This window comes from Paenibacillus cellulositrophicus, from assembly GCF_009363095.1.
Lineage (GTDB): Bacteria > Bacillota > Bacilli > Paenibacillales > Paenibacillaceae > Paenibacillus_AQ > Paenibacillus_AQ favisporus.
Map to the genome: position 1 here is coordinate 1,866,697 of NZ_CP045295.1, position 17,411 is coordinate 1,884,107.

At 55.9% G+C, this 17,411-nt stretch carries 12 protein-coding genes; 3 read left to right on the forward strand and 9 right to left on the reverse strand.

Annotated features, from left to right (window positions below; genetic code table 11):
* Positions 1-5: 5 nt before the first annotated feature.
* Positions 6-320 carry a hypothetical protein gene (locus GCU45_RS08565; protein ID WP_152398630.1) on the reverse strand — a complete coding sequence of 105 codons (315 nt, stop codon included), beginning with the start codon at positions 318-320 and terminating at the stop codon, positions 6-8.
* 267 nt (positions 321-587) lie between these two features.
* Here GCU45_RS08565 and asnB point away from each other — a divergent pair, with 267 nt between their 5' ends.
* Complete coding sequence (gene asnB / locus GCU45_RS08570; RefSeq protein ID WP_152398631.1) at positions 588-2,432, forward strand: asparagine synthase (glutamine-hydrolyzing); 1,845 nt, start codon at positions 588-590, stop codon at positions 2,430-2,432.
* Positions 2,433-2,518: 86 nt separating this feature from the next.
* Here the strand turns inward: asnB and GCU45_RS08575 are convergent, their stop codons facing one another.
* The 7 genes from GCU45_RS08575 to GCU45_RS08605 all read right to left on the reverse strand — a co-directional run bounded on the left by GCU45_RS08575 (position 2,519) and on the right by GCU45_RS08605 (position 13,991).
* Positions 2,519-3,508, reverse strand: coding sequence for a LacI family DNA-binding transcriptional regulator (locus GCU45_RS08575; RefSeq protein ID WP_152398632.1), 990 nt, complete (start codon positions 3,506-3,508; stop codon positions 2,519-2,521).
* Between the two features lie 98 nt (positions 3,509-3,606).
* Positions 3,607-6,972 (reverse strand): GH36-type glycosyl hydrolase domain-containing protein, encoded by a 3,366-nt coding sequence (locus GCU45_RS08580; protein WP_152398633.1) that lies wholly within the window; start codon positions 6,970-6,972, stop codon positions 3,607-3,609.
* Between the two features lie 156 nt (positions 6,973-7,128).
* Positions 7,129-9,288, reverse strand: a complete 2,160-nt coding sequence (locus tag GCU45_RS08585) for a glycoside hydrolase family 3 N-terminal domain-containing protein (protein ID WP_152398634.1) — start codon at positions 9,286-9,288, stop codon at positions 7,129-7,131.
* A gap of 389 nt (positions 9,289-9,677) precedes the next feature.
* The gene (locus GCU45_RS08590; protein ID WP_152398635.1) at positions 9,678-11,276 is read right to left on the reverse strand and encodes a type 2 periplasmic-binding domain-containing protein; all 1,599 of its coding nucleotides are present in this window, start codon (positions 11,274-11,276) and stop codon (positions 9,678-9,680) included.
* Positions 11,277-11,331: 55 nt separating this feature from the next.
* Positions 11,332-12,234: a carbohydrate ABC transporter permease gene (locus tag GCU45_RS08595; RefSeq protein ID WP_076174223.1), complete on the reverse strand. Its 903-nt coding sequence runs from the start codon at positions 12,232-12,234 to the stop codon at positions 11,332-11,334.
* 18 nt (positions 12,235-12,252) lie between these two features.
* The gene (locus GCU45_RS08600; RefSeq protein WP_116234189.1) at positions 12,253-13,212 is read right to left on the reverse strand and encodes an ABC transporter permease; all 960 of its coding nucleotides are present in this window, start codon (positions 13,210-13,212) and stop codon (positions 12,253-12,255) included.
* A 14-nt stretch (positions 13,213-13,226) separates the two neighbouring features.
* Entirely contained in the window at positions 13,227-13,991 is a 765-nt protein-coding gene (locus tag GCU45_RS08605; RefSeq protein ID WP_152398636.1) for an alpha/beta hydrolase, read from the reverse strand.
* Positions 13,992-14,540: 549 nt separating this feature from the next.
* Here GCU45_RS08605 and GCU45_RS08610 point away from each other — a divergent pair.
* Positions 14,541-15,446 carry a serine hydrolase domain-containing protein gene (locus tag GCU45_RS08610; protein WP_152398637.1) on the forward strand — a complete coding sequence of 302 codons (906 nt, stop codon included), beginning with the start codon at positions 14,541-14,543 and terminating at the stop codon, positions 15,444-15,446.
* Between the two features lie 124 nt (positions 15,447-15,570).
* On the opposite strand, the gene fucU is transcribed toward GCU45_RS08610, so the two are convergent.
* A complete protein-coding gene (fucU, locus tag GCU45_RS08615) occupies positions 15,571-15,999 on the reverse strand; it encodes an L-fucose mutarotase (protein ID WP_152398638.1) in 429 nt (142 codons plus the stop codon).
* Positions 16,000-16,171: 172 nt separating this feature from the next.
* Between fucU and GCU45_RS08620 the strand changes: the two genes are divergently transcribed.
* Positions 16,172-17,377 carry an SLC45 family MFS transporter gene (locus GCU45_RS08620; RefSeq protein ID WP_145029194.1) on the forward strand — a complete coding sequence of 402 codons (1,206 nt, stop codon included), beginning with the start codon at positions 16,172-16,174 and terminating at the stop codon, positions 17,375-17,377.
* Positions 17,378-17,411: the final 34 nt, after the last annotated feature.

The following is a 17,411-nucleotide window of genomic DNA, read 5'->3' on the forward strand; positions in this document are numbered from 1 at the left end:
AGAAATCAAGTATAACCCAGCATTTTGTTCCCCGTCAGATGCTGGCGTGTTTCTGCCGTGCCGTATTCGTAAATTTTCCGGTACAGCTTGTTCAGGCTCTCCGTGTACTGCGAATTGACATCATCCTCCGGCGTATCCGGCCATGGAAACGTATAGGCCAGGAAGGAGTCTTCGGCATGCTCCTGCATATCCTCCATCATCTGCTGCACTTCCCTGGCCTGTCCCACCGTGCAGTACATTACCAGCTCATAAGGAGCGGCGCCCTGTTCGGCAAGAACGCTTCTGCCGTGTACCGATACATAAAAATGCTGCTTATCCATGTCACATTACTCTCCTTTGTAAAGATCATAGAAATTTATAAGTTTTCAGCGGAGCTGAACCATTCCATGATCGCAAGAAAAACATCCGCTAAATGCGGCCTGCCTGCTGTAGAAGTACGTCGACAGACACGTTTTTCTTACACTGCCTTTCCTATAGTTTTCGTTAAAGGACAGACATTTTATGCCCCGATTCGGCATATAACTGTATCACTTTGGCAAACAGAAAGGACAGCGAGTGGACAAACGACAAAGAGAGGATGACCCATCATGTGCGGAATAACCGGTTTTATACAATGGAGCGGCGACTTAACCCAGGATTCGCAGATCCTTGTCAAAATGACAGAAACGATGTCGGATCGCGGACCGGACGCTTCGGGAACATGGATCTCCAATCCATGCGCCTTCGGCCACCGCCGTCTGAGCGTCATTGACCCCGAAAACGGCGCACAGCCCATGATCGTTCATGATGATGATGATGTGTATGCGATTTGTTATAACGGGGAGCTATATAACGCGCCCGAGCTGCGGAGCGAATTGGTCAAAAGAGGACATCACTTCCGGACCCATTGCGATACGGAAGTTCTTTTGGTTTCATACATCGAGTGGGGGCCGGCCTGCGTGGACCGGTTCAACGGCATTTTTGCCTTTGCCATCTGGGACAGCGTCCGGGAGCAGGTGTTTATGGCGCGGGACCGCCTGGGCGTCAAGCCCCTGTTCTACGCCTACATCGACGGCACTTTAATATTCGGCTCTGAACCCAAAGCGCTGCTGCAGCATCCCAAGATGGAGCCCGTGGTCGGCCCGGAAGGACTGGCCGAAGTATTCATTATCGGCCCGGCGCGGACACCGGGACAGGGCGTCTATAAAGACATGAAGGAGCTGCGGGCAGGCCACGCGATGATCTTCAGCCGCGACGGGCTGCGCAGTTACTCCTATTGGCGTCTGGACAGCCACATCCACGAAGACAGCGTGGAGGAAACGGCGGCCAAGCTGCGCGAGCTGCTGCAGGATACGCTGGAACGGCAGCTCGTTTCGGACGTTCCGGTCTGCACGCTGCTGTCCGGAGGGCTGGATTCCAGCGCCCTGACGGCCCTTGCCGTTCAGTATTATAACCGGACCAACCAAGGGCAGGTCCACACCTACTCCGTCGATTACGTCGGCAATGAGAAGCATTTCAAATCGCATGCCTTCCAGCCGGGAGCCGACGCTCCGTTTATCCAGCGGATGGTGGAGGAACTCGGGACACAGCACCATTACATCGAATTTGATACCCCCGAGCTCGTGGAATCGCTGAACGCCTCCACCCTGACCCGGGACCTGCCCGGCATGGCGGACGTAGACGGCTCGCTCTACTTATTTTGCCGTGAGATCAAAAAAGGGGCGACGGTAGCCGTCTCCGGCGAAGCGGCCGACGAAATTTTCGGCGGCTATCCCTGGTTTCACCGCGAGGAAATGCTGAATTCCGGCACGTTCCCTTGGTCGGTCGCACCCGACATGAGGGCCAGCCTGCTGTCTCCCGAAATCCGCGAATGGATCCGTCCGCTGGATTACCTGGGCGACCGTTACGCCGATGCGGTACGGGAAGTTCCCAAACTGCGCGGCGAGACCGGCCAGCAGGCCAAAATGCGGGTCATGTCCTACCTGAACATCACCCGCTTCATGCCGACACTACTGGACCGCAAGGACCGCATGAGCATGGGCGTCGGCCTCGAAGTACGCGTGCCTTATTGTGATCACCGGCTGGTTCAGTACGTGTGGAATATCCCTTGGGAAATCAAAATGACCGGCGGTCGGGAAAAGGGCATTCTACGCAAGGCACTGGAAGGCGTGCTGCCGGACGATGTGCTCTACCGCAAGAAGAGCCCGTATCCGAAAACCCACAATCCGGATTTCCTTGCCGCCGTCAAGCAGCAGATGCTCGACATTCTGGACGATCCGTCTGCCCCGATCCTGCCGCTGATCGACAAGAACAAAATTCTCGAGATCGCCGCTTCCCCTGAGGCGTCCTCGAATCTGCCATGGTTCGGCCAGCTGATGTCGGGACCGCAGCTGTTTGCTTACCTGGCCCAGGTCAACAACTGGTTAAAAACCTACAACGTGGCCATTCGTTAACGTAAAATGAACATGCAAAAAGGGTATCCGACAGGCTCTAGTCAGCCGGATACCCTTCTGTTTGTTCACCGCGGTGCATGCGTGCTTCATCTAGCCACGTTAACCTGCCGGGCGCTTTTTCCGACAGATTCCCCTTTGATTAGCGTGACGTAGATGCGCTCATGCTCCACTTCCTCAGCGGATAAAATCTTGATCAGCTGCTCCGACGCCAGCGCCCCCCATTTCCGTTTGGAGTAGTTGATGGTCGCCAGGCGCGGCTGCATGTAGCTCGTCAGCTCAATATTATCGAAGCCGATCAAATGCACATGCTCCCCGATCCGGTAATCGGTCTCCGCCAGCCGGTTGCAAAAACCGATGGCCATTTCGTCATTGAGGCAGAACACGGCCGCCGGGCCGGTATACTCACCGATGACCCGTTCGGCGGCGCGTTCCCCTCCGCTTTTCTTGAAATCGCCGGGGATCTCGATCCATTCCACATCTTCCGTGCGGTCCGCTACCATTTTGACCGCCTTCATGCGCTGAATGGAGTCAAACGAGTCATCAGGCCCCGTCACGATGTAAATCTTCTTGTGGCCCTGCTCGACCAAAAATTCGGTGGCCAGCGTAGCCCCTGCCTTATTATCCAGCAGCACCTGATTGATGTTGGGATGCTCGAGCTCCCGGTCCAGCACGACGATTTTGTGGTTCCGCTCGGCATATTTGAGCAGCTCGGCGTTCGTGAACGCATGGTCCAGAATAATGGCTCCGTCGATCATCCGTTCCGGAAGCATCCGGTGGGCCTGCTTGCCGCTGCATACGATCAGGTCGTAGCCTTGGGCGTTGCAGACCTCCTTCATCCCGTCGAGCAGGTCGCCATACACGTCCCCCTTAAAATCCGTCAGAAATACCCCGATGATCCGGGACTCCCGCTTCTTCAGCGATCTCGCGGCCGCGTTCGGCACATAGTTCAGTTCCTTGGCGATCGCCAAAATTTTCGAGCGGGTTTCATCCGTCACCTTGCTGCTGCCGTTCAGGGCATATGATACCGTCGATATGGAAACCCCGGCTTTTTTAGCGATATCCTTAATACTAACCAATGTTCCTCGCTCCCCCGTATCAAACCATGCTAGGTCCAAAATTATCCATATTCCAGTTCTCATGGAAAAGGGCGATCCGTGAAGATCGCCTTAAACTGCTACATAAAAATCTCAACCACATTGTGGCCGTCCGGCTTCATTCCCTGCTCAAACACGTCCTTCGAAATCCGCAGTCCGCCCTCGCGGTACGGATTGCTCACCGCCGAAGCTTCCAGCTCACGGCCGTTCAGCTTCACGCGGCGTTCGCCAGTGCCGTTCAAATGGTAAATGAAGGCCACGTCCTGACCGTCGTAGCGGAAGTCGAAGCGCAGGCCGTCCAGCTTCTGCGGCAGCACCGGATCCACGATGAGATCCTGCTGCTCCTGGCGGATGCCCAGCGCGTTCGAAATCAGCTGATTCATGTAGATCCCCGGGCCGCTGGAGTAAATACGCCATCCGCCCTTTACCTGCACGCTGCCGCTGCGCAGCTCATCAAAATGCGCCTGCGCGTCATAACGCGTGTTGAACTTGCCGTCGGAGCTGCTGAAATAAGCGTTGCTTTGACGCAGCTCGGCATTCGGCACGACATTGCGGATGCCGACCGGGTTGATCACGTTCAGGCCGTTCCATACATCATCCGCCTGCCCGAGCTTCGCCATCGCTTCAATGAAGCGGATATGGGCGTGAACATACTGCAGGCCCACTTCGCGCCCGAAGTTCGACGCCTGCTCCGCCCGTTTGAAGTGCGTGCTGACGCCACCGGCATACTGGGCCGGACGGTTCATGAGACGGACGCCGTCCGGGAAGAAGAGCTTCTCTTTGATCAGCTCATAATGCGCCTTCGCGCGCTCCGGATCCAGCAGCTCTGCAATCATGCTCCGGGTCATCGGCAGCAGGCGGTACTGAATGCCGGTCTCCTTGTCGGTCGGATGGAGCATCAGCTTCACCTCGTCCGGATTCTCCATATAGAGGAACCCAGGAATGACTTCCGTTCCGAGCATGTATTTTTCGTAATCGCGCTTGATTCCCTGCGCCATGTCATGAAGCTCCGAAGCCAATTCCGGCTTGGCGGATTTCAGGGCGCCTGAGAGCTGTGTCATCGTCTGGTACGTCAGGGCGACGGTCCAGCTGCTGACCATGTACTGCTTCAGCTGGGCGTTGGCCGGCTGCAGCGTATCGTCCCAATCTCCATCCCCATAAGAGGACAGGTGGGTATCGTGCAGGAAGTGGCTGCGAATGTAACCGATCTCCTTGTACACGTGATCCAGAATCGTGGCGGTTTCTTCGGTAAAATGGAACTTGTGCTTGACCGTATACGGAACCTTTTCCTCGAGAATGCCAAAATCTTCGGTCGCCCGCAGGTAATCGCTGAGCACCTTCAGCGGCCATACGATGATATCGCCGTGGCTCTCCTCCTGCTGGACGGTAAAGTAGTTGTCGAACATAAACCACTGCGGCCAGTTGCCGTCGTCTTCGTACTGGTGGGAATACACCATTGTCAGAATGTCGCGGACCTGTTCGAATTTTTGCGTCGCCATAAAGTATTCGGTCGGCCCCTGGCAGACGTCCCGCGTTCCCCAAGCCGCGCCTCCGTACTGCTCCAAGCCATGCGGCACCGAATAATGCACCAGCATATTATGGGTGTACCACCAGGCCAGCGCATTCACTTTGAAAAAGTCCTTGCCTTCCGTGCCATCCCCGCCGGTTAAGCGGAATCCGTTCATCACGTCCCGGAAAAACTCCCGGTACTTCGCGATTTCATCCTCTGCGCTCCGGTTAGCCTCAGGAAGGTCTTCCCCGTCCAGCAGTCCCTGCATCGTCAAAGTCCACTCCGGGGCAGCATCCAGCTTGAGCGTCACTACCGACGCTTCCCCAGCGTGAATGCCGCTTGCGAGTGCCGTTTCATCGCTAACAGCCGCCTTGGCGCCGTCGATCCGCATGGTATATTTCAGGTGCGGATAGGCTTCCTTCCGGAGTGCATCCTGGGCGCCGTGGAACGTCAGCACACCCGCCGATTCCGTCATGCGGACCGGTGCTTCGAACTCGTTGACGTCCATGGTGACCTGGCTGGTCACCAGGAATTCATACGCTTTGCCGCTCTCCGAGCGCACATGAAGGCGTACTTCAGGCGCATCCGCCGCCGCGAAATTGGTGATGACCAGCATGTCATCCGCCGTTTTGTAATACCAGCGCACGTAGTTGAAGCCGATCTCGAACAGGGACGGCATCGTCAGGAGACGGTACACTCCCTCGATGTTTACGTATATCCGCTGTCCCGCCGTCTTCGGCACGTTCAAGGCGCTGCGGGCATTGCTCATCATTTTGTTGAAGTTGGTATTGCCCACCACCAGATGGGAGTTGAAAATGCCATACATATAAGAAGTCGTCGTCACGACTTTGGCGCCCAGCTTGACGCTGCCGCCGCTCATCAGAATATGCCCGTGCGGACGCTCCACCCGCAGCTCCTTCTCCTTCAACACGACATGCTCATAGGTGTCGGTAAAGAACGCAAGAAGCTGTCCGTTCTCGGTTTCCTCCTCCTGTCTTCCGGCTGCCGGGAAAAGGGCTTCGAGCTCCTCCGCGGTAAGCGGCAGGGTGCGCAGCGGTTCGCCGATCTCCGAATTCAGGCGGACCTGCGGCAGTTCATTCAGCGGACCGGCAGCAGCGGCCAGATTTGCCTGCACCTGATCCCAGGCTTTCAGCACCTCGTCCTTGAATTCCAGCTCGGTTACCGCAGCCGCATGATCCGGCTTGAACAAGCCGTAGAACACGAAGCGTGCTTCCCCGTCCAGCGTTACCGCTTCGGACTGAAGCGCCGTGTAGGCGAACTCGTATTGGTAGACCTCGTTCGCCAATTGAGGCTGGCTGAGGCATGCCGGCACGTTCGTTTCTTTATAAGACAGGCCGAAGAACTGGAAGCCGTCCGTAGAGAACCCCGCGGCACGCGTCAGCGAACCCTGCTGTATGTAAGGGAACGCTCCGCCCTGCGGCTGGTTTTGGCGCGAGCACACTACATAGCCGTGGTCTTTGTCTTCGAAGACGGAATGGTCGATATATTGGGACAGGTACGCCTCGTTGCTGCGAACGGCGCCCTGATCCGCGTCCCCGATATCCTGGCCGTAAATGACGTCGACCTTGAGGCCATGCCCGGTCGCCCGGACGTCCCAGAACCATACGCCGAGCGGGCTGAGCGCAAACGTTACGCTGTACGCTACCCCTTCGGCTTCGCCTATCCAGACGATGCGTCCTTCGCCTGTGCTGACCCGGCTGTCCGAACGGATGCCGAGCAGCGGGTAGAAGCGGATAGCGGAATCGTCATGGATGCGAAGATACAGGTTATTTAAAGCCCCGTCGAGCGGGCTGCTCATCAGCTGGTTGATCATCGTCTTGCCGCTGACGGCTTGGAACAGGTCGCCGCTTTCCCAGAACGTAAAGGACAGATCGCCGGCCTGGACGTGAAGCTTGGAATTCGTAATGGTTGTCATAGTTGTTCATCCTCCTATCCCGGAAGCCGGCCGGAACCTGTCCGGTACGGCTTCGAGGCAGCTTTTACAGTATTTTTCATCCTGCATCGTCTTGTTGGTCAGCTCTCTCCAAGGCCATGCGCTGTTCTTTGTGTGTGCGCATGGCCGTCTGTTCATCTAAACCAGCCGAAACGACTCAGCAAGGGTGTCCCGGCTGTTCGGACCGACAAACACCTGGAACGTTCCCGGATCGCTGGCTTGCGTAAGGTCGGAATGATGATAACGAAGCTGTTCCTCCGTGATCGTAAAGACCGCATCCGCGCTTTCCCCGGGAGCAAGCTCGAGACGTACGAAGCCTTTCAGCTCGCGCATCGGACGGACCACTTCACCGGCCACGTCGCGGATATACAGCTGAACCGTTTCGATGCCTGCGCGATCCCCGGTGTTCGTTACGTTCACGCTGACCTGAAGCGGCTGATTGGCCGTTATCTCGTTTCCGGACAATTTCAGCTCGCCGTATTCAAATGTCGTATAGGATAGGCCGTATCCGAACGGAAGCAGCGGATCATTCGGACTGTCGATATATTTGGACACATACCGCTCTTCCGTTTTGTCCGGATTCATCGGACGGCCGGTATTGTAATGGTTATAATAGACCGGAATTTGACCAACCGAATGCGGGAAAGACATCGTCAGCCGGGCCGAAGGATTCACGCGCCCGATCAGAATGTCGGCGATCGCGGCTCCGCCTTCGCTGCCCGGGAACCAGGCTTCCAGGACGGCGTCCGCTTCGTCAATGATTCCGTGCAGGTCCAGCGGACGGCCGTTGAAGATCACCGCAGCCATCGGCTTGCCTATCTTCTTCAGCTGCCGCACCAGCTCCAGCTGGGCTTCCGGCAGGCGGATGTTCGTGCGGGATCCGCCCTCCCCGCTCATGGCCGAATCTTCGCCAAGGGCGAGCACGATCACGTCCGCGTCTTGAGCCGCGGCGATGGCAGCATCAATCTGCGATTGCTCCACGCTTACGACGCCGGAGCCTTCGGCAATGACCAGCTGTTCCTCAGCCAGCCGCTCCTGCAGCGCGGTTCCGAGCTTCACGGCGTCTTCTTTCACGCCGACGCAGGACCACCAGCCGAGGATGTCGTCGCTCTGGGCGAACGGTCCAATCAGGGCAACCTTCTTCCCAGGCGCAAGCGGAAGCAGGCCGCCTTCGTTTTTCAGCAGTACGCTCGACTTGGCTGCCAGCTCGTAAGAAACGTTTCGATGTTCCTGGCAGAACAGCACTTCGCGCTCACGCTCCGGATCGGCTCCTCGCAGCGGATTGTCGAACAACCCGAGCTTGTCTTTCAGCCGCAATATCCGCAGCACCGCTTCGTCGACCAAGGCTTCGTCCACGCGTCCGCTCTCGATGAGGCCTGGCAGATGCTGTACGTAACAAGGTGTCATCATCTCGATATCCACGCCGGCCCGGATCGCCCGGTAAGCGGCCTCGCAATCGTCCTCCGCCGCGCCGTGCGCGATCATTTCGCGGATCGACGCCCAGTCCGAAATCAGGACGCCGTCAAAACCCCACTCATCGCGGAGGATGCCGCGCATCAGCTTCTCATGGCCGGTAGCCGGTATGCCGTCCACGGTATTGAACGACGTCATGACCATCTCGCAGCCTTCGTCCAGTGCCGCTTTATAAGCCGGCAGATACTGCTCCCGCAGATTGCGTTCCGACATGTTGACCGTGTTGTAGTCGCGTCCCCCTTCAGGAGCGCCATAGGCGGCGAAGTGCTTCACGCAGGCAGCCAGCCGCTCCGGATCTTCCTTCAGGCTCCCGCCTTGATAACCGCGGACAAAAGCCCGGGCAAACAGGCTGTTCAGGTACGGATCTTCGCCGGTCGTCTCCATGACGCGTCCCCACCGCGGATCGCGCACCAGATCGACCATCGGGGCAAAAGTCACGTGAATGCCGGACACCGCCGACTCTCTCGCGGCAATTTCGGCGCTCTTTTCGGCCAGCTCCGTATCCCAGGAGCATCCGATCGCCAGCGGGATCGGAAAGATCGTTTTGAAGCCATGCACCACATCGGCCATAAACATCAGCGGAATGCCGAGCCGGCTTTTGCTTAAATATGATTTCTGCACGTCGATGACCGACTGCGCTCCCGATAACCCCAGAACGGAACCGCTGGCGGTCACCATCGATTCGGTGATCCCCATTTCCTCAAGCGGTCCGGTAATTTGGCTTTCGCCGCCTTCATGAAAATTGGCGGTCAGCTGGAGCAGCTGCGCAATCTTCTCCTCCAGCGTCATCTGATTTAACAGTTCAGTTAACTGCCGGTTGTCCATTCCATTCCCTCCACAACAAAGTCGTATGATGATCCAGGCCTTCCGGACACGAATGGTCCGGCTCTCAGACCCTTTCTCCTTTCTCAGGAGCTTGCACAAAACCTGTCTGACAAGGGCAGCAAGGATGAAACCCGTCCTTGGCGCTTATCTTTTGTGCAAATTCCTCATGAAGAGAAGCGTCTATCGATGTACATTTGCATTCTTTAATCGTTATAAGAACTATGTCTCTTCCCTGTGGCCAGGCCAGCCTACTTATAATAGAAGAAACCCGGCCCGGCACCACCGTGGAAGAGAAGAACCCGGCTGCATCAAAATGTGCTGCACACCGGGTTCCTTAGACTCGGACTGCGTATAATGCTCAGTTCTAATCCTTATTTCAGAACGATCTGTTACTTGGCAAATTTGCTGTTCAGTTCATCCAGAACCGGTTGAACGAGGGACTGCTTGCTTTGTACCCACTTCTTCCAGTTTGCTTCCAGATCTCCGCCTTGCAGGATCAGGTTGGCATACTCGTTCTGGTAATCGAAGGATGCCTGGCTCTTCGCTTTGGAATCGTACAGCTGCACATCCCAGTCGTAAGTTGCCAGCTTGCCGCCTTCGCTGCCCAGTTTCGCTTTCTCTTTAAACAGCTCAACGGCGCGGTCACGATATTCCTTCTTGATCGCAGGGTTCACGATACTGAAGTCGTCACCCAAAATGTACAGTCCTTCAAAACGTGCCGGATATTTGTCTTCCAGGGTCGTTCCTTCCGGAAGCAGGCTGACCGGCTCTTTGTTCTCGTCGTACTTCCAATCCTTGCCCTCAAAGCCCATGTTCAGGAGCATTTGTCCTTCTTTGGTCGTTGAGTAATCGATAATATCCATGATGCGCTCGAACTTCTCTTTGCTGATGTTCGGCGAGAAGATCAGCGCAGACCAGAAGTTCGGCTGCTCCAGGTTGCGGTATTTGCCGTCGTCACCCAGAACGATCGCCGTATGGACGAGGTCGTCGCTGCTTACGCCCAGGTTCTTCTGCATGTTCTTGTCCATGTCTTGTCTGTACGAAGCCAGACCGCCCAAGGACATCATCGCAGCAACGCCTTTGACTCTGAAGTTGTCGCTGCCTTCGTTGTTTTTCCAGGTGTAGAATTCCGGATTAAGCAGGCCTTCTTTGTACGCTTTCTGCATCAGTTTCAGACCGGTCAGCGTCTCCGGATCGGCTGGCCCCCAATGGAACTTGCCGTCTTCTCCTTTGTAGAACGCCGATTCCACGCGGGAGTGCTCACTGTTGGCCATGATGATGTTGGTCAAAGCGTCATCCGCTGTGTATGAGATCGGAACGAGCTTGGAGCCCAGCTTCCCTGGGTCTTTCTCTTTGACCAGTTCCGCGTAATGAATCAGTTCGCTGGTGGTGTAAGCATCCTTCAGTTCGAACCCGACAGCTTTGGCCCAGTCTTTGCGGATCGCAATGACGCCGATTTGGTTCACAAGCGGATCAGCCGGTTTGTTCTGGTAGTACACCGGTTTCGGCAGAATGTAAGTACCGCCTGTCAGCTCTTCCAGCTTGTCGCCTAGGCCGGTCAGCTTGTAGGCCGCCGCCACATTCGGCCAGCGCTCTTTCCAGTCATCCGGGAATTTGTAGAGCAGTCCTTGATCGACATAGTTCATGAAATCGCCGTGCACGTAGTTCCAGCTGGCCACGTCAGGCAGGTCGCCGGAATTGATCCACAGGCGGAGTTTTTCCGGCCAGGAATCCCACTGTACGTAGTTGTAATCCCACTCGACGTTGAATTTGTCCATCCAGAACTTGTGGAACTCGTTGTCGAGCACACCGTCTTTGACTTCCGTGGTCTGCGCGACGGAAATTTTTAATTTGTCCTTGTAGTTCCCGTCCGCGTCTTTTTCGTTGCCGCCGGATGATGCCGTGTCTTTCCCGCAGGCAGTCACCGTCAGCATCACCGCCGACAGCGCAACGGCCAGAAGCGGTTTGAACAGCTTTTTGGTGTTCATGTTTTTTCCCCTCTTTTGATCAGATTTTTTGTGGTAAAAAAAATCTATTGTGTAATCAGGTCTTGATAGCCCCTGTTAACACCCCTTTGGCGAAGTGCTTTTGCAGCATCGGGAAGAAGCACATGATCGGCACCATCGATACGAAGACCGAAGCCATCTTCATTCCCGTGGAAAAACCAGATTTGTTCAGGGCGTCCACGCTGGCCGCATTCGAAACGTTTGTCGACGATTCGACGATAATGGTCCGCAGGACGTTTTGCAGCGGAAGCATTTCCGCTTTTCGCAGGAAGATCATCGCATCATACCATCCGTTCCAGAAGGCCACGCCATAGAACAGCGTAATGGTCGCCATAATCGGCGCCGCGAGCGGAAGGACGACGGAGAACAAGATGCGCCATTCGCCCGCCCCGTCGAGCCTCGCGGATTCCATCAAGGACTCCGGCAGGCCCTGGAAGTAGTTCATCATCAGGATCATATTGAAGGCACTGAAGCTTCCTACCAGGATGACAGACCACAGGGAACCGGTGAGGTGCAGCGATTTCATGACCAGGTACAGCGGCACAATCCCGCCATTAAAGATCATGGTGAACAGGACGAGGAAGAAGATAAACTTTTTCCCCGGGAACTTGTTGCGGCTGAGGCCGTAAGCCATCGTGCTCGTCAGGAACAAGCTCAGCGGCAGGCCGACCACCAGAATTTTAATGGTGTTCCAGAAGCCCGTCAGCAGCCTGCCGTCTTCGAACAGCGCACGGTAGGCGTCCAGCGTCGGATGCTTCGGCCACAGCATCATCGGATTATCGGCATACTCCTTCTGTGAGGCGAGCGAAATCGCGATCACGTTCAGGAACGGAATCAAAATAATTAAAGCCAACACAATCAGCACGATAAACATGATGTAATCGAGAAGCGTCATTTTACCGACCCGGTATTTATGCCGTTTCTCAGCATGCGTACTCATCTCTCTAACACTCCTTTCCTAACGGAACAATCCGTCTCCGCCCATCAGTTTGGCCACGCGGTCCGCAGCAAGCAGCAGAATCATGTTCACGAGCGAACGGAACAAGCTGACCGCTGTCGAGAACGAGAAGTCCGTCGAGGACTGGAACGTGATCCGGTAAATGTACACGTCGAGCACCTGGGACACGTTCTGCGTCGCCGCATTCGCCAAGTTGAAAATCTGATCGAAGCCGGCGGACATCAGGCCGCCCACGTTCAGGATGAACATGACTGTGACGGTCGGCAAAATGTTCGGCAGCGTAATTTTGAAAATTTGCTGCATCCGCGAAGCGCCGTCGATCTGCGCCGATTCGTATTGGTCCTGGTCGATCCCCGAGATAGCAGCCAGGAAGATGATGGCCCCCCATCCGGTTGATTTCCAGATGTCCGTCAAAATCAGCATCGGCAGGAACATGGGCTCGGAGCCGAGGAAGTTGATCGTCGGAAGTCCAAGAAGCTGCAGCGCGCTGTTCAGCAGGCCGTCATAGGAAAGGACGTTGATCACGATCCCCGAAACAATGATCCACGACAGGAACTGCGGAAACGTAAAGATCGTCTGGAACAGCTTCTTCGTCTTCCGCATCCGGAGCTCGTTCAGCAGGAGCGCCAGCAGAATCGGGAACGGGAAGGTGATGATCAGCTTGATAATGTTGATGTACAGTGTTCTCCACACCGCTTGAGCAAACGTCGGGTCGCGGAATACATACTTGAAGTTCTCCAGGCCGACCCAAGGGCTGCCCCAAATTCCCATGTTGGCTTTGTAATGCTTAAACGCGAGCGACAAGCCGCCCATCGGCAGATAAGCAAACAGGATCAGCCAGATGATGCCGGGAATAAGCAGCGTATACGTCATCCGGTGCTTCCAAATTTCCGTAAACAGATTACCGGTTTTGGAACGCCCCTTTGCATTTTTGTTCGGCCCTAAGGCTGCGGGTTTCAATTGGCATCTCCTCACTATTCTTGGGTCTTGTCTTCAAACAGAAAATCAAAAGCGGTCTTTAAATGCTCTTCCCAAAAGAGCCAGTCATGCGTTCCCGGTCCCTCAACGTACCGGAAATCGAACGGGCTGTTCTCCATGCTGGCGGCAAACTGCCGGTTCATTCCGACGAACGGATCCTCCGATCCGCAGCAGCACAGCACCGCCGGCAGCCTTCGGCCCTCTTCGATCAATTTCGCGGACAGCGCATACACATCCTGATCCGGCTTCACCTCAAGCTCCGGTCCAAAGACGGCCTGCATCTCCCTGCGCATCCCTTCCGGCATCGCCGGGTCATTCAGACGCTGACGGATGTCGGTCACGCCCGAGAAAGATACGGCTTTGGCGTACCGCTCCGGGTAGGTGAGCGCGCATTTGAGCGCTCCGTAGCCGCCCATTGACAATCCCGCGACAAACGTTCTTTCGGGATCGGTATTCAAATGCAGCAGGCGCCCGCACAGCTTGGGTAGCTCTTCTGTGATGTAGTGAAAATAGTCCAGCCCGTAAACCATGTCGGTATAAAAGCTTCGTCCTGCTTCCGGCATGATCACCGTACAGCCGTACCTCGCCGCGAACATTTCCACGGTCGTCAGGCGGTGCCAGGTGCTAGCGTTGTCCCCCGCTCCGTGCAGAAGATACAACGTGCTTGAAGTGGGGATGCCGGTATCCACCGGAGAGATCACATGGATGTTGGTCGTCATCCGCAGTGTAGGCGAGCCGGTATCGATCGTTAGATGCGCCATATGTAACCCCTTTCATTTCAGTTCGACTGCTCTATCGTGTTGTCCGCCTTAGTCAGCAGCAGCCCCCTTTCGGGAAGCCGGCCCGGCTGAGCCGATAACGGACAGTTTCGGCCCGTCATTGGTTCTTCTGATCGCCGATTGCGTTCCCGCCTAAGCAAGATCCGATTCAGCCTCATCGGGCGTTATCGGTAGCTGCCGCAGGAGCGTCAAAAGTGATGAAAGCGATTTTTTCGAATCGTTTCGATTAACATCATAAGCCCGTTGTCTAAACCTGTCAACAACCTTTTTTACAAAGGCCCAGCGAACTGTATTTTTGTGCAAATCCCTGATCCCACTTACGTTAATGCGACAAAATCCCTATCAGATGACAAATGGTAACCGCTTACAAAATGGAGTTGACAACATAAAGTAATCTGTAATAATCTCAAGATTAACGAGTCATGTGGAAACGTTTCTATAGATTTCATCCTATTCCTGACGGCCGTAGCGGAACGGCACATGCTGTAACCCGTTTCAGCCATAGGGATCAAGCGGAAGGAAGGCTTAACGATGACATTTCAAATCGGCGGTTTTGTCGATAACGTAGGCAGCAGGAAACTGAACGTCTTATCGGTCCGGGTGCTGCAAAATGGGCAGCGGCTGGGGCAATGGGACCGGGATGGCGACCCTCGCCGGCTTCAGCATTCGGTCAGCAAGTCTTTTACATGCATGGCGGTCGGACTTGCCATCGCCGAAGGAAAGCTGACACTGGATGCACGGTTAAACGATTTTTTTTCGAATTACGGGAAGTCGGTGAAGGGTTCGGCCTATCCTCCGGGAGAGCTGACCCTCGGTCATCTGCTCCGGATGGCCTCAGGCCACGATGCCCCGCCGCTCTGGGCGGAAGAGCGGGAAACGCTGCAGGAGAAGGATTGGGCAAAATACTATATGTCCCTGCCCTTGGACCGGATGCCCGGAGAGACCTTCACGTACAGCAGCGGCGATACGTTTATGATCTCGGCCATGGTTCAGGCAGCCGCCCTAGAGACGGTGCGCGATTATTTGGTGCCGCGGCTGTTCGAGCCGCTCGGTATCCGGGATGTCCGGTGGGACACGTCGCCGCTAGGCGTCACGCTCGGCTGCACCGGGCTGTGGGTCAGCTGCGAAGAGCTGAGCCGGTTCGGCCAGCTGCTGCTGCAGAAGGGGCGATGGCAGGGCGTCCAGCTGATCCCGGAGGCATGGATCGGCGAGGCAACGCGGAAGCAAATCGACACGCCGGGAACGGCGGACTGGGGTGCGGGTTACGGCGGCCAATTCTGGATGTGCACGCACGGAGCATACCGCGCCGACGGCATGCGTGGACAGTTCTGCGTCGTCATCCCGGACAAAGAGGCCGTGATCGCCATCAACAGTGACGAGGATGATATGCAGGGCATTCTCGACGCCGTCTGGGCGGATATTTTGCCCCAGCTCTAAGCGTGTTACATTTTCGTGACATGTCAGAAAATACAACAAAACGGTGCTTCCTCTTAGGCGAGGAGAGCACCGTTTTTGCTTGCTTGGGGATGAGGAATCTGGACCTTTCGTATCTGTCATTTCCTTAAGAAATGACCCCTTTGGACAAAATCAGGTTGCCGTACAACGCACGTTCTCCGGTCGCCACGACCGCATAGGCTTTCTTCGCGCGTTCATAAAATTCGAAACGTTCCAATTCGGTGAACTTGATGTCTTCCCCTTCCGTCTCATGCACGATCTTGCGGTATACTTCCCACACCGGCGTTTCCACCGGATCACCCGGCACCACCTGCATCAGCATGACGGGGTACTCCACGTACCTGTTCAGGGGCAGCAGCTCAAGCACAGCCTGGAGCAGCTCGGGAATGCCGTGGCCGTCCGCCCGAACCAGCCGCTTGGCCAGACTGGCGGAAGGGAAATTTCCGTCGGCGAATACGATCTCGTCCCCGTGCCCCATTTCGCTTAATATTTTCAACAGCTCAGGAGACAGCAATGCAGAAATTCCTTTCAACATGACAAAAACCTCCTATTATGTTCCCACTTGGGGTGTCCTGAAACATAATACGACACGCGGCAGGAATATCCTTCCTGAAATAATTTTTACACTCGCATGAAGCTACCGGATACACTGTCGTTGTATAATAGTGGAAAATGACCCCTAACACGAAACGGAGGATTTGTCGTCCATGAAAAAGACCTGGCTGCTTGGCTTCGGATTTTTCAGCATCAGCATCACCTGGGCGCTGTACAATGCGTTTGTTCCGTTTTTCCTCGATCCGTATCTGAAGAGCGCCGCGTGGATCGGCTTCATGATGACCATCGACAACTATTTCGCCCTGTTCCTGCAGCCATGGATCGGCAACCGGAGCGACCGGACCGTCTCCCGTTTCGGCAAGCGGATGCCCTACCTGCTTATCGGCATGCCGCTCGCTGCCCTGTTCGTCGTCCTGATCCCCTTTCACACCAGTCTGCTGACGCTGGTCCTGTTCATGATGCTGATGAACCTGGCGATGAGCCTCTACCGCTCGCCAACGATCGCGCTCATGCCGGACATCACGCCGGAAGGGAAGCGGACCAAAGCCAACGGCGTTATCAACTTCATGGGCGGCGTAGGCGGCATTCTCGCGTTTGCCGGCGGATCGCTGCTGTACAACCAGAACCGCTCCTTCCCGTTTATCGCCGCGGCGGTCATCACCCTGCTGTCGCTGTGGATCCTGTACCGCTTCGTCCCCGTTCGGGGAAGCGGTTCCACACCTTCCTCCGCGCCGCAGGAAGGAAGCCGGATCAAGCTGCGCGGCGAGCTGGACCGGACGACGGTGCTGCTGCTGATCGCTATCTTTTTCTGGTTCGTCGGCTATCAGGGCGTCGAATCGTTGTTTACGCTTTACGGCAAGCATCATATGGGGCTGCAGGAAAGCGCCGCTTCCTTCTCCCTGACCTTCTTTTCGCTGTTCTTCGTCCTGTTTGCCATCCCGAGCGGCTGGCTCGGCAACCGTTACGGGAAGAAGAAGATCATCCTGACGGGCGTCGCCGGCCTGTTTCTCGTGTTCGCGGCCGTTCCGTTCATCGGAACCGTGGGACCGCTCCGCGTGCTGCTTGCTCTCGGCGGCATCTTCTGGGCATGCATCAATATTAATTCCTATCCGTTCATCGTATCGACCGGAAGCGAAGCGAGCATCGGAACCCGAACCGGACTGTATTACCTCGTGTCCTCTCTGGCCGCAATCACCTCGCCGCCACTGCTCGGGCTGATCATCGACCAGTTCGGCTACGCCTCCTTGTTTGTCGTCGCGTCGGCCAGCCTGCTGATCGCCCTGCTGTTCCTGACGATGGTCCGCCATGACGGCAAAACGGCCGGCGCAGGGTCCGAGACAGCGACGCTAAACGGATAAACAGATGGGCGTATTACAAAAAAACATCCGCGGC